11 protein-coding genes and 1 riboswitch are annotated in these 12,570 nt (G+C 60.6%); of the genes, 5 read left to right on the top strand and 6 right to left on the bottom strand.

Annotation, left to right across the window (positions count from 1 at the left end):
- Positions 1-48 precede the first annotated feature (48 nt).
- Positions 49-209: riboswitch (cobalamin riboswitch) on the top strand.
- 119 nt (positions 210-328) lie between these two features.
- Positions 329-2,233 (top strand): TonB-dependent receptor plug domain-containing protein, encoded by a 1,905-nt coding sequence (locus tag ACZ5IU_RS12565; RefSeq protein WP_464417839.1) that lies wholly within the window; start codon positions 329-331, stop codon positions 2,231-2,233.
- A 6-nt stretch (positions 2,234-2,239) separates the two neighbouring features.
- Here the strand turns inward: ACZ5IU_RS12565 and ACZ5IU_RS12560 are convergent, their stop codons facing one another.
- Both ACZ5IU_RS12560 and ACZ5IU_RS12555 read right to left on the bottom strand, forming a co-directional pair.
- Positions 2,240-3,538 (bottom strand): HD-GYP domain-containing protein, encoded by a 1,299-nt coding sequence (locus ACZ5IU_RS12560; protein WP_464417837.1) that lies wholly within the window; start codon positions 3,536-3,538, stop codon positions 2,240-2,242.
- A 171-nt stretch (positions 3,539-3,709) separates the two neighbouring features.
- Positions 3,710-4,642 (bottom strand): AEC family transporter, encoded by a 933-nt coding sequence (locus ACZ5IU_RS12555; RefSeq protein ID WP_464417835.1) that lies wholly within the window; start codon positions 4,640-4,642, stop codon positions 3,710-3,712.
- 81 nt (positions 4,643-4,723) lie between these two features.
- Between ACZ5IU_RS12555 and ACZ5IU_RS12550 the strand changes: the two genes are divergently transcribed.
- Complete coding sequence (locus tag ACZ5IU_RS12550) at positions 4,724-6,103, top strand: phosphomannomutase/phosphoglucomutase (RefSeq protein WP_464417833.1); 1,380 nt, start codon at positions 4,724-4,726, stop codon at positions 6,101-6,103.
- Here the strand turns inward: ACZ5IU_RS12550 and ACZ5IU_RS12545 are convergent.
- Entirely contained in the window at positions 6,097-6,987 is an 891-nt protein-coding gene (locus tag ACZ5IU_RS12545) for an MBL fold metallo-hydrolase (RefSeq protein WP_464417831.1), read from the bottom strand. The genes ACZ5IU_RS12550 and ACZ5IU_RS12545 overlap by 7 nt on opposite strands.
- A gap of 167 nt (positions 6,988-7,154) precedes the next feature.
- Here ACZ5IU_RS12545 and ACZ5IU_RS12540 point away from each other — a divergent pair, with 167 nt between their 5' ends.
- The 3 genes from ACZ5IU_RS12540 (at position 7,155) to ACZ5IU_RS12530 (ending at position 8,870) form a co-directional block, all read left to right on the top strand.
- A complete protein-coding gene (locus ACZ5IU_RS12540) occupies positions 7,155-7,277 on the top strand; it encodes a hypothetical protein (protein ID WP_464417829.1) in 123 nt (40 codons plus the stop codon).
- A 158-nt stretch (positions 7,278-7,435) separates the two neighbouring features.
- Positions 7,436-8,227 carry an amino acid ABC transporter ATP-binding protein gene (locus ACZ5IU_RS12535; RefSeq protein ID WP_464417827.1) on the top strand — a complete coding sequence of 264 codons (792 nt, stop codon included), beginning with the start codon at positions 7,436-7,438 and terminating at the stop codon, positions 8,225-8,227.
- The gene (locus ACZ5IU_RS12530) at positions 8,217-8,870 is read left to right on the top strand and encodes an amino acid ABC transporter permease (protein WP_464417825.1); all 654 of its coding nucleotides are present in this window, start codon (positions 8,217-8,219) and stop codon (positions 8,868-8,870) included. Before ACZ5IU_RS12535 ends, ACZ5IU_RS12530 begins: the two co-directional genes overlap by 11 nt.
- 188 nt (positions 8,871-9,058) lie before the next feature.
- Here ACZ5IU_RS12530 and ilvD read toward each other — a convergent pair whose 3' ends face one another.
- From ilvD to ACZ5IU_RS12515, 3 genes are read right to left on the bottom strand one after another with little or no spacing between them, the layout of a single operon-like run.
- On the bottom strand, positions 9,059-10,720 hold the full coding sequence (gene ilvD / locus ACZ5IU_RS12525; RefSeq protein WP_464417823.1) for a dihydroxy-acid dehydratase: 1,662 nt from the start codon (positions 10,718-10,720) through the stop codon (positions 9,059-9,061).
- A gap of 50 nt (positions 10,721-10,770) precedes the next feature.
- Positions 10,771-12,060, bottom strand: coding sequence for a TRAP transporter large permease (locus ACZ5IU_RS12520; protein WP_464417821.1), 1,290 nt, complete (start codon positions 12,058-12,060; stop codon positions 10,771-10,773).
- A 5-nt stretch (positions 12,061-12,065) separates the two neighbouring features.
- The gene (locus tag ACZ5IU_RS12515; RefSeq protein ID WP_464417819.1) at positions 12,066-12,566 is read right to left on the bottom strand and encodes a TRAP transporter small permease; all 501 of its coding nucleotides are present in this window, start codon (positions 12,564-12,566) and stop codon (positions 12,066-12,068) included.
- Between the last annotated feature and the right edge of the window lie 4 nt (positions 12,567-12,570).

The raw sequence follows: 12,570 nt of genomic DNA, 5'->3' as shown, positions 1-12,570 counted from the left end.
ATCCGTCGGATTGACGGGGCGTCGGTAAAACGGATAGAATACGAAAAGAATATCATACGCGTGTCCGGTGCTCGGGAATCCAGTGAAACGCTGGAGCGGCCCCGCCACTGTATCCGGGACGAATCCGCATAACGTCACCGACTTCGGTCGGGAAGGCGCGGAGGAGGCGGAACGGAAGCCAGGAGACCGGCCGGACATGGGAGTCTGTACTGCGCGCGAGGGCGCGACGGCAGCGTGGAACCCGTTGTATATGGGATGTCCATATAGAGGGGGGGAGCCTGTTGCATGCAGGCTTCCCCCCTGTCATTTTCCAGGGAGGGAGTTTCATATGAACCAGCGTCTGTCTTTTTTCACGTTCGCGGCGTTCCTGTCCGTATTCGCCGCATGTCCCGCACTTTCTGCGGCCCCGGGCGTCGTGTCGCTCCCCGAAGTCGTCGTCACGGGAAGCAGGATCGCGGGGTCGATCGACGAGATCGCGAGTCCGGTCTACGTCATCACGAGCGCCGATATCGCGGCTACGGGCGCGCGAACTGTCGCCGACATCCTCGTCTCGCGGGTTCCGGGAATCAACCAGTCGAACCGGATGGGGTGGGCGCAGGACGCAGAGGTGACGGTGCGGGGGCTCACGACCCAGATGCTCGTTCTCGTCGACGGTATTCCCTTCTACCGCTCTTCGCACATCGCGGGTGGAGCGGCGATCGACCTCCACTCAATATCCGCCGAAAGCGTCGAACGCATCGAAGTCGTCAAGGGGGCCTCCTCCGCGATGTACGGTTCCCTCGCGGCCGCAGGGGTCATCAACGTCATCACGCAAAAGGGAGACTCGCGCGGCGGCCGCGTCACCATCGAGGCGGGGCCCGACGGTCTCAGACGGTACGCGGCGACCGCCGCCGCATCGAACGACCTGTTCCGCCTCAACGCCTACGCGGAAAGGACCGAGGAGGGACGCCGCCGGATCTACAGGACAACCGACGAGGGCGGCAAACTCTACTATTCGGACAGTTACGAGGGCGACGCCGGCGGCATCACGATTTCGCGAGGAGCGTGGTCCTTCAGGGCCGAGGCCGGAAGCTACACGAACATCTTCGAGGACGCGTCTTCGCCGACCTACACCCCTCCCTACACCGCAGTCGTCAACAAAGAGGAAAAGACGTACTCGCGCTATGCCCTCTCCTACTCGGGCGAACGCATTCACGCGCTGCTCGGGTACGATACCCAGAAACGGGAATACCCTCATATCGCCGGATGCTCGTATGACGACCGGAGCCTGACGACCGACATCTACGCTCCGTTCATGATAGGCCGGGCCCGTGCCGTCGGAGGTCTTTTCTACAGAAAGGAGTGGACGACCTTCCGCGAAGAGCTCGCCGAGAACGAAAAGGACCATTCGCGCAGCAACGTCGCTCCCTACCTCGAGGTGTCGCTTCCCGCGGGGGACATCCTCGTCAACGCGGGAGTGCGATACGAATACTGGGACCAGGAGGATGCGGAAAACCACAGAGAGCTGATGCCGAAGCTCAGTGTCGAGTACCAGACACCTGGCGGACAGACGTGGTACCTGTCCGCGGGACGCTTCTTCGCGATGCCGAGCTTCTACGAGCTCTACACGACGAACACGATGTGGCTCGTGAAGGGCAACCCCAATCTGAAACCCGAAAAGGGCTGGAGTTACGACGCCGGCGTCCGGGGCAAGGACGGGCTCGGAAGCTGGCAGATCGGAGTCTTCGCGATGTTCATGGACGACAAGATCGTTTTCGTGTCGGACCCAGTGACATACGAAGGTACGTACGCCAACATCGCGGAATTCCGGTCCTTCGGAATCGAGACGGAACGTTCATGGACACTCGACGGCCCATTTTCGGCGCGCCTTTCCGGAACGTGGATGCGCGCCGAGGAACGGAGCAGTTCCGGCGCGGAGTGGCGTCGTTCGCTGCGTACGCCGGAGTGGACGATGCAGGGATCGCTGCGGTACGACCGGAATCCCTGGTCCGCGGAACTCGCCGTGCGCTACATCGACGACCGCCCGTACAGCACGACCGGCGACGACGGTTCATCCTTCCTCACCGATCTGTATGTCGAATGGACATCGCCGCGGAACAAAGCCGGAAACAACTACAGGGTCAGACTGTCATGTCTCAATCTTTTCGACGAACCGTACGAGTTCACTTCCCTCAACCGGGTCTATCTCTCCCCGGAGAGAAGCTTCGTCCTGTCGGTATCGATGGCGTTCTGAGGATCTCTAGAGGAGATTTTGAATCGTAAGGAGAGCGCGGAACTCCGGCGGAAAGGTCTTCTGAAGCAGCGCCTCCCAGTTCGAGACAACATGAAGCGGCGGAAGACTCCCGCCGCTTTCCCTTCTGATTGTATCCAGAAAGGCGCAGGGGGTCTTGTCGCGCAGGAGTTTTTCCATCCGCCCCCTGAGATTCGCGATCGACGTCACGCCGAAACAGATGACCTCCGGGGACTTCCTGAGATCGACGGCCCGACCGAGAAGTTCCTCCCCGCTTTCGACGAACGATGCCAGGATGAGGCAGACCGGCTTGTCTTTCATCGTACGGTCCTCCTCGATCACAGCGGCGAGAATCCCGCTCCCGAGGGCCAGAATGCTCCCCGACGGATAGGAGACGGCGACATCTCCCATCAGATTCGCAAGTCCGGGGTCGAACATGGTTCCGGCGCCATCCCTGACGATTCTCACCGCCTCCGCCGGGAGGTATGCTTCGCGGTACGGACGATTGCTCACCATTGCGTCGTAGCTGTCAGCGATCGACACGACCCTGACGAGTGCGGGGATGCGCTCCCCCATGATCCTCCTTCCCTCGTATCCGCCGTATCCTTTCCCGTCCCAGTGCTGATGGTGGTTCAGAACGATCGCCCGCGACATCGGACGGAACGTGTCGAACTGACGGACGATGCGGAGCCCTTCGAGAGGATGTCTGCGGATCAGTTCCCATTCCCTCGGGTCCAGCGGAGTTCGCTTGTTGAGGACTTCGAGCGAAAGCATCATCTTTCCGATGTCGTGAAAGAGTGCCCCAGCTCCGAGATTGCGGTAATCGATTTCGTCGAGAAGAAGAATCTCGCGTTCGACGGCGCGCTTCGCCAGCACGAGCGATGCCACCATGACGCCGACCGAATGCTCGAGCGTGTAGTGGTCGTGTTCCGCGATCGATCCGATACCACAGAGAACCGCGTTCGGATCGGAACAGACATCGTCGATGATTTCCTGGATCAATTCCTGAATCTCCTGGATCGCCGTTCTCCGGATCGCGCGATTCGAGGCGACGGCATCGAAGATGTTCCGCATCTTCTCCCGGATCTGTTCGAGGGATTCCGTAACGGGAAGAGAGACTTCCGGGAAAATCGGCTCTCCGTCGAGAGCGATGAAACAGGCTTCGATCCCCCTTCGGGCGAGCTTTCTGATCGTCTTGTCGTCGAGAACCGTTCCGGCGGAAAGCAATACCTGAACACCGCTCCCTATGAGAGGACGCGCAAGAACCATTCCGGGTTTGAGGTTATCGATAGTCACGATCATCGGCATTCGTCATCCATCTCCGGCACGATCTCTCCGTCGGTGTCGTATCGGATGCGTTTTGAAAGGTCCATGCACGTTCCCATTTGTATATTAAAACATATTTCCATCATTCCGACACCCGGAAGTCGCGGAAGCCTCCGTTCCGTAGTCCCGGAACGACTGTCCGGGAACTCCTTCTCAGGCCGAAATACCGAGCGTCAGTATCCAGAGCGGAATCGTGAACACGGAGCAGAGCGTGCTCATCGCGATGAGTCGTCCCGCGTATCCGTCATCCATTCCCATCCCCTGCGCGAGGATAAAGGTGTTGACGGCAATCGGCATCGCCGTCAGCAGGATAACCGTATCCATGACGATAGCAGTCGTCGGCCAGACACGGAAGCACAGCAGCATCAGCGCGGGACAGCCGACGAGTTTGTAGAACAGGTCCATCCGCATCTCAGCCATGGAACCGAAGAGTCTCCCGAACTGCAGCGACGCCCCGAGCGAGAGGAGCGCAAGTCCGGTGCCCATATCCGCGAGAATTCTGACGGGTTCGTCGAGCCAGCGCGGGAACGTGTGGACACCCGTGATCGAAAGCGCGATGCCCACGACGCAGGCCTGGATGAACGGACTCCTGAGAAGACGCTCCACCACGCGCGCGAGGGAACGAAACGACAGTCCCCCGGAGAGCGCGAGCTGTCCGTAGGAGATCGACAGAATCTGATACCCGATGAAGCTGAGCGCGAAAAAAACCGAAACGACCTCGACTCCGGGAGCTCCGAGAGCCAATGCAACGGCCGGAACTCCCATGAAGACGTTGTTCGAGCGGATTGATCCCAACGCCGAAACCGCGAGGCGCCGTCTGTCCGCCGTCAGCAGGCGGGCGAGGCCCCATCCGATGGGAGGAGCGATGAGGAAAAAGACATGGGTCGCGACGATCAGGTTCACGTCCGCGAACATCGAGGGTTCGGCCTTCATCGTCAGGCGCACGAGCAGCGCCGGGATCGCCACCCAGTAGACGAGTCGGTTGACCGCGATCACGGCACGGTCATCGAGAAAGCCGGCCCGCCTGAGTACGGCGCCGACGCCGATGACGAGCGCTATCGGGAGGATGATCAGAAACGAGTGCATGGACAGCACCTCCGAAACCCCTTAAGATACGTAATTGACGTATCATACCAGCCCGACAGGGGCGGGAACAGGGAGGAAGCCATGTCTTTACCCGACAACATCTTCAGGGAATACGACATCAGAGGCATCGCGGACACCGACCTCTCGGACGGGAACGTCGAACTGATCGGCGCCGCATTCGGCGCCCATCTCGCGAAAAACGGCGTCGGAAGCATATCGCTCGGCGGCGACGTACGCTTCTCGACGGAACGGATCAGGAAGTCCGTCACGCGAGGTCTCGTCAGATCGGGAATCTCCGTGATCGATCTCGGCGTCGTCACGACGCCGATCCTCTACTGGAGCCTCTTCGACCTGAACCTCGACGGCGCGGTCATGATCACCGGGAGCCATAACCCAAAGGATATGAACGGACTCAAGCTCGCGCTCGGCAAGACGACGATCTACGGCGACGAGATACAGGAAGTTCTGCGTCTCGCGCGCGGTCCCCTTCCCGCGTCACCGACCCCGGGCCGGGTATCGCGCAGATCGGTGGGAGACGCGTACGTATCCATGCTCCTGTCCCGCGTTTCGCTCGGGAGCCGGAAGCTCAGGGTCGTCGCGGACGCGGGAAACGGCACCGCAGGGCTGTTTGTCCGACAATACCTCGAAGGGCTCGGGTGCGAGGTCGTTCCGCTCTTCTGCGATCCCGACGGGGCCTTCCCGAACCATCACCCCGACCCTCAGAGGCGCGAAAATCTCTTGACGCTCTCGGAAACGGTGAGACGGGCGGGCGCGGATGTCGGACTCGCGTTCGACGGCGACGCGGATCGCCTCGGAGTCGTCGACGAACGCGGAGATATCGTCTGGGGAGACATCCTGATGGCTCTCTACTGGAGGGAAATCCTGCCGTCCCACCCCGGAACCACCGTTCTCATCGAAGTCAAGTGTTCCCAGGCGCTCGAAGAGGAAGCCCGAAAGCTCGGCGGGTCTCCTGAGTACTGCAGAGCGGGACATTCGCTTATCAAGGCCCGGATGAAAGAAGTGAACGCGCTCTTCGCCGGAGAACTGTCCGGACACATGTTCTTCGCCGATGAATACTTCGGGTTCGACGATTCGTTCTATGCCGCCGGACGACTCCTCAGGATTCTTTCGCACGGGAGGCAGACTCTTTCGGAGCTCCTCTCGGACATCCCGAAATACCCGAGCACCGACGAGGTCCGGATCGACTGTCCCGACGACAGGAAATTCGATGTCATCGGCAGAATCCGGGACGCCGCGCTCAGGGACCACGACGCGATCACCGTCGACGGTGTCCGCATTCTCTATTCCGAGGGATGGGCGCTCGCCCGAGCCTCGAACACGCAACCCGTCATCGTCGCCCGCTGCGAGGGAAAAACGCGAGAAGCCCTCTCCGCCATCGCCGCGGACATGAAACGCCGGATGCTCGAAGAGGGGCTTCCTTCGTTCGAGTGGGGTCACTGAGACCTTTCCCAGAGCAGCCTCCCTCCTTCGACGCGAGGCGCGATCCGTCCATGGGACGCGAGGTGCGCCAGATGCGCGGCGAGCGCCGCTCTCGACAGGACGAACTGCTGCGGCGTCATTTCGAGTCCCCACGACTCGAAAACGATGGCGAGAATCTCTTCTTCGCTCCTCGCCGCCTCAATGACATCGAAGATCCGTTCGGAAAGGCTCAGAATTCCCCTCCGCGTCGCGTCCGCGTGCGCGGAAATATCCGTCCCCGCCTCCGCGTGACAGGGGACGAAAAACGACGCACCGTCTCCCTCGAGCGCATCGAGCGTCGCAAGCGCGGCCGCGACGTCGAGCGTCACGATGAAACGGTATTTCTCAACGATCTCAGCGGAAAAGACGGCGTCCGCGGCGTAGAGTACCCCTTCCGGCGTGCGGACGCCCACCATGTCGAGGAAATGTCCGGGAAGCGGGACCGCCCTGAGCGGCGTCCCGGGGATCGTTCCGTCGTCTCCGATAATCCGGTCGACCTTCGACGGGCACGCCTCGAGGAACTTGTTCCTCAGCTCCGCAAACGGCGCCGCTCCCCACAGGAAGGTCGGCTCGAGATGCGGCCGTTCGATGAACACGCTTTCGATTCGCGTCGCCGCGATCCAGCATCCGGTTTTCTTCTGCAGAAACGCGTTCCCTCCGATATGATCGGCGTTCGAATGAGTATTCACGATTCCTTCGAGCGTCCACCCCTTCGCCGTGATCGCCCGGTAAAACTGGCGTCCCGCGTTTTCATCCCCCCCGCTGTCGATGAGGATCGCCCTGTCGCCATCGACCCATATCCCGACATTGACTCTGCCGGGAACGTAGTACGACGTTCCGGCGATCGGACGTATCTCAATATCCATGGAAACCCCTCCCAGAAACAGAGAAAATGTACTCAAGAACATTTATTCACTATTCGGCGTTTTCTTCTATAAGAATGCTATACTCTCCTCATCTATGGTACGTACCATAAATCAGAAATGATTTCATTGGTACGGATTTTCAGACCTTTTCAGGAGGTGTCGACGGCATGGACAAGGACAACCAAGCTCGCTGTGTCATATCCACTGAGGAGCGGCAGGGACTCGAGGATTTCAACGCCGTCATGGCGGATCTGAACCAGGAAATGGTCCGGGCTCCGTTCGACAACTGATACTTCTGCTCCGTCTGTCGCGTTGCGTGCCGGCCCGGGCCCCCGGTGCCGGCATTTTTATTGTACACCTTTTCTTCCTTTTCCCTCCCTTTGTGAATTCCTTTGTCAGTAACTTTCAGTTGAGCTATAATTCTTGTGCTAAACAGGAGGTGACTCTATTGCAGAAGGCGATCGAGGTTCGACACCTCTGCAAGTCCTTCGATCAGCTGGAGGTCCTCAGAGACGTCTCAATGTCGGTTGACGAAGGCGAGGTTGTATCCGTCATAGGCCCGAGCGGATCGGGCAAGAGTACGCTTGCGCGCTGCATTTGCAGACTCGAGCCGATCAACGGCGGCGAAATATATCTCTACGGCGACCGTGTCGATACGGGGAAACATCCGCATTGCGAACTCGCGCGGTATGTCGGCATGATCTTCCAGCAGTTCAACCTGTTCCCGCATCTCTCGGTGCTGGACAACATCACGCTGTCTCCGGTAAAGATCCTCGGCATGGGACGGGAAGAGGCGGAGAGCGTCGCCGTGAATCTCCTGAAGCGCGTCGGCCTCGAAGACAAGATGCGCTCGTGGCCGAACGAGCTTTCGGGCGGGCAGCGCCAGCGTGTGGCCATCGCCCGCGCGCTTGCGGTCAACCCGAAGATCATGCTTTTCGACGAGCCGACGAGCGCACTCGATCCGGAACTCGTCGGCGAAGTTCTCGACGTGATCGCGAGTCTCGCGGACAGCGGGATGACGATGCTGATCATCACTCACGAGATGTTCTTCGCCCGCGAAGTCTCGGACCGCGTGGTGTTCATGGCCGACGGGGGAATCGTCGAACAGGGAAACCCAGCGGACGTCCTCATGCATCCGCAGATGGCGCGAACGCAGATCTTTCTCCAGCGGATCCTCGCGCATTTCGGCGAAGGACTCTCCCACCCCGCCCGGATGGAGGCGACTCCCCATGGTGCTTGATTTTTCCGCGATCACGCCATACCTTCACATGCTTCTCGCGGGAGCGCTGATCACCCTCAAGGGTTCCGCTCTCGCGGTCGTCTTCGGGGCGCTGCTCGGGATTTTCGTCGGAGCGCTCCGCGTTTTGCCGTACGCCCCGATCAGGATGATCGCCGCCGTCTATATCTATATCATCCGCGGGACACCACTCCTGATACAGCTCTTCCTGATCTATTTCGGGCTCCCGTCGCTCGGCGTCAACCTTCCGGCGTTCACGTCGGGCGTGATCGGCTTGTCGATCAACTCGGCGGGATACGTCGGCGAGATCGTCCGGGGCGGCATCGAGGCCGTTCCGAAGGGACAGTGGGAAGCCGCCCAGGTACTCGGCCTGTCCTATTTCCGGACGATGCGGCACATCATCCTGCCCCAGGCCATCCGGAACATGCTTCCCGCCTTCGGCAACGAGTTCGTCACGCTGATCAAGGAATCCTCCCTGCTCTCGACGCTCGCGATCTCCGAACTCACGATGGTCGGACAACAGGTCCGGAGCGTGACCTACGCCTCGTTCGAGACGTTCATCGTCGTCGGCGTCATCTACCTGATTCTGACGAGCGGCACGAGTCTGATCCTGCAGTTCGTCGAAAGGAAGTGGCGGGTCGGATAGCGCGCGTGCGCTGTCGTCTCTCCGACGAATCGTCTTCCGCATTTCCCGCGACGAACTCCTGAAAGATGCCAGCGTAAGTTATCCGCATAATGAAAAAAGCAGAAGCCCGCTTTCACGTGGCTTCTGCTTTTTTTGTCGCGGCGTTACCCGTCTTCGTCTGATCTCGCTCCGCCGAACGAGACGGAGCGTCAGGAGCGCATGACCGCCCCTTCGGCGCCGGACGTGACGAATTCCCTGTAACGATCGAGAAACTCGCTCTTCGTGGACGATACGACCGGCTTCCATTCCTTTCGTCGCCGCTGGAGCTCCTCGTCGGAGACCTTCACGTCGAGTCTTCTCGCAGGGATGTCGATCTCGACGATGTCGCCCTCGCGAATGAGAGCGATCGCACCTCCGGCCGCCGCTTCCGGCGACACGTGCCCGATCGACGCGCCGCGCGACGCGCCCGAGAAACGTCCGTCGGTGATGAGCGCCACGGACGACGCAAGCCCCATGCCTGCGAGAGTCGCCGTGGGGCCGAGCATCTCGCGCATCCCGGGACCGCCCTTGGGCCCCTCGTACCGGATGACGACGACATCGCCGTCGACGATCTTCTTCGCGCGGATCGCCGCAATCGCGGCATCCTCGGAATCGAAGACGCGCGCCGGGCCGGAGTGACGCATCATCTCCGGAGCCACGGCGGCCTGCTTGACGACGGCCCCAGCCGGAGCGATATTCCCCTTGAGGATCGCGATGCCGCCTTCGGCGTGATATGGGGTATCGAGCGTCCTGATGACCGTCGCGTCGCGGACCGCGACCCCGCGGAGATTCTCGGCGACGGTGCTTCCCGTCGCGGTCAGTGCGGAACCTTTCAGGAGCCCGCTTTCGAGAAGCCTCGACATGACCGCCTGGACTCCTCCCGCCCGGTAGAGATCCTGGATATGGTGGTGTCCCGCAGGACTCATGCTGCAGATATGCGGGGTCTTTCTGCTGATCTCGTCCATCATCTCGAGCGTCAACGTCACTCCGGCCGCATGCGCTATGGCGGGCAGATGGAGCGCCGTGTTCGTCGATCCGCCGAGCGCCATATCGACGGCGACCGCGTTTTCGAAGGCCGTCTTCGTGAGAATCTTGTCGGGGGTGATGTTCTTCTCGACGAGCGTCATGATCATTCGCCCCGCTTCCTTCGCGAGACGTTCGCGCGCCGAAAGAACCGCCGGAATCGTTCCGTTGCCCGGCAACGCAAGCCCCAGGGCCTCAACCATGCAGTTCATCGTGTTGGCCGTGAACATCCCTGAACACGACCCGCACGTCGGACACGCGGCATCTTCGAGTTCCTCGAGTTCCGCCTCCGTCATGTCACCCGTCAGTCGTTTGCCCACGGCCTCGAAGACCGTGTTCAGATCGACGTCGCGTCCGCCGAGGTTCCCCGCGAGCATCGCTCCTCCGCTGACGACGATCGCCGGAATGTTCAGCGACGCCGCAGCCATCGCCATCCCCGGGATGATCTTGTCGCAGTTCGGAATCAGCACCAGCGCGTCGAGCGCATGCGATCGCACCATGACCTCGATCGAATCCATGATGAGTTCCCTGCTCGGCAACGAGAACTTCATCCCTTCGTGGTTCATCGCAATTCCGTCACAGACGCCGATGACGGGAAATTCGAGCGGCAGCCCTCCCCACGCATAGACCGCGGATTTGACGGCGTCCGCGATCCGCCGCAGATGCACGTGTCCCGGAATCAGCGCGTTGTACGAATTCACGACGCCAATCCACGGACGTTCGATCTCCCAGCGCGTATATCCGCTCGCGAACATCAGCGACCGGTGCGGCGCCCGTTCAGTTCCCTTCTTGGCACAATCGCTTCGCATTCAGTTTCCCCCTCCGTTTTTGTCGGTTCGGTTGCCGGAATCCTTCCGGACTACACTCCCGACGCGCCCCAGACGAGCTTCGGGAGCAAGAGCACGATTTCGGGAACATAGACGACGAGAAAAAATACGACGATGAGAACGATGACCATCGGAACGATCGGACGGCTGATCTCCTCGAGGGAGAGCCCCGTTATGGCGCTCGCGACGTAGATGTCGATCGCCACGGGGGGCGTCGCCATTCCGATCGCAAGTCCGACCGTGATCATGAGGCCGAAGTGCACGAGATTTCCTCCCGCCCGGATGATCGCCGGCAGAAAGAGCGGCGTCAGGATGATCAGGGCAGAGGCCGTCTCCATGAACATCCCTGAGATGAGGAGGATGATCGCGATCATGAGGTAGATGAGAAACGTGTTGCCGCCAGCGAGTCCGAGGAGAAAGCCCGCGACGGCCTCGGGAATCTGGTAGAACGCGAGCCCCCATCCGAACACCTTCGCGGTCGCGATGATGAACATGATGAGCGCCGACGTGACGCCCGCTCCGACGACCAGTTCATAGAGCTGCCGGAACGTGATGGTCCTGTAAATGAAGAAGGCGACGAAAAGCGAGTAGATCACGGCGACCGCAGCAGCCTCCGACGGCGTGAAAAACCCCGAGAAAATGCCTCCGAGAATGATGACCGGCGTCATAAGCCCCCAGAGCGCGTCGACAAAGAGATTCCACTTCTCGCGGCCACTCCGGACTCCGGCGGCAGGGTAGCCCCTCCTGTTGGCGATGACGATCGCGTAGACGATCAGCCCCGCTCCCATGAGAAATCCCGGGAGAAAGCCCGCCATGAACAGCTTCGCGACCGAGATCCCGGCGATGACGGCATAGAGAACCATCGGGACGCTCGGCGGAATGACGACGCCGATCGTCCCCGCGGCGGCGATCAGAGCCGCGGAAAAATCGATATCGTATCCCTTCTTCTTGAGCTGCGGCAGGAGGGCGGAGCCCACCGCCGCCGTCGTTGCGGCACCGGAACCCGAGATCGCGGCGATGAACATCGAAGCGATCGTCGAGACGATCGAAAGCCCGCCGCGGATACGACCAAGCATCGCTTCGGCGAAAGCGACGATGCGTTCCGATATTCCTCCCTTCGAGAGGATATCCCCGGCGAGAATGAAGAACGGGACGGCGACGAGCGCGAACGAATTGTTTCCGGAAAACATCGTCTGCGGGATCATCTCGAGCGGGAGGTCGCTCGCGACGATCACGAGCAGCGCCGCAACGCCGATGGAAAGACCTATGGGCATTCCGAGAAGCATGAGAAGAATGAAACCACCGGCGAGCAGAAGTCCCATTCCCGTCACCTCCTGAACGTCTCGTGCAGGTGTGCGGCGAGATGCACGAGCGTAATGGTTCCGATGACCGGATACATGAGGTAGATCCAGCTCATCGAGATCCCGAGGGCAGGGGTCGTCTGGAAGGATTCGCTCTTCGTGAGAACTCCGCCATACCATGCCACGACGACGAAAAAGCCGATACCGACAAGCTGGACGCAGACGGAAACGACCTTCTGCAATCCGACCGGAAGTTTCTCCACAAGCGAGGTCACCGCAATGTGCGTTCCCCGCTTGAAGGCCACCGCGGCGCCGAGAAGGGACGCCGCGACAAGCAGGAAGCAGACGATCTCTTCCGACCAGATCAGCGCGTCGAAGAAAAACCGGCAGACGATCTGGAGCGTCGTAATCACGATCATGGCCATCATCATGACGAAGAGGGCGAGTTCGCTCACCCTGTTCAGAAGATCGCTCAATCCGAGAAGAGGCGAGCGGATCCGCCCGCCTCCGTTTCGTGTCGTTTCCATGAAG

The sequence above is a fragment of the Lactivibrio alcoholicus genome (genome assembly GCF_055390895.1).
This window is presented reverse-complemented; position numbering and strand designations above follow the sequence as displayed.

Coding starts and splice junctions, on each gene's coding strand:
- ACZ5IU_RS12565 (WP_464417839.1), top strand. CDS start 329: ATGAACCAGCGTCTGTCTTTTTTCACGTTCGCGGCGTTCCTGTCCGTA.
- ACZ5IU_RS12560 (WP_464417837.1), bottom strand. CDS start 3,538: ATGCCGATGATCGTGACTATCGATAACCTCAAACCCGGAATGGTTCTT.
- ACZ5IU_RS12555 (WP_464417835.1), bottom strand. CDS start 4,642: ATGCACTCGTTTCTGATCATCCTCCCGATAGCGCTCGTCATCGGCGTC.
- ACZ5IU_RS12550 (WP_464417833.1), top strand. CDS start 4,724: ATGTCTTTACCCGACAACATCTTCAGGGAATACGACATCAGAGGCATC.
- ACZ5IU_RS12545 (WP_464417831.1), bottom strand. CDS start 6,987: ATGGATATTGAGATACGTCCGATCGCCGGAACGTCGTACTACGTTCCC.
- ACZ5IU_RS12540 (WP_464417829.1), top strand. CDS start 7,155: ATGGACAAGGACAACCAAGCTCGCTGTGTCATATCCACTGAGGAGCGG.
- ACZ5IU_RS12530 (WP_464417825.1), top strand. CDS start 8,217: ATGGTGCTTGATTTTTCCGCGATCACGCCATACCTTCACATGCTTCTC.
- ilvD (WP_464417823.1), bottom strand. CDS start 10,720: ATGCGAAGCGATTGTGCCAAGAAGGGAACTGAACGGGCGCCGCACCGG.
- ACZ5IU_RS12520 (WP_464417821.1), bottom strand. CDS start 12,060: ATGGGACTTCTGCTCGCCGGTGGTTTCATTCTTCTCATGCTTCTCGGA.
- ACZ5IU_RS12515 (WP_464417819.1), bottom strand. CDS start 12,566: ATGGAAACGACACGAAACGGAGGCGGGCGGATCCGCTCGCCTCTTCTC.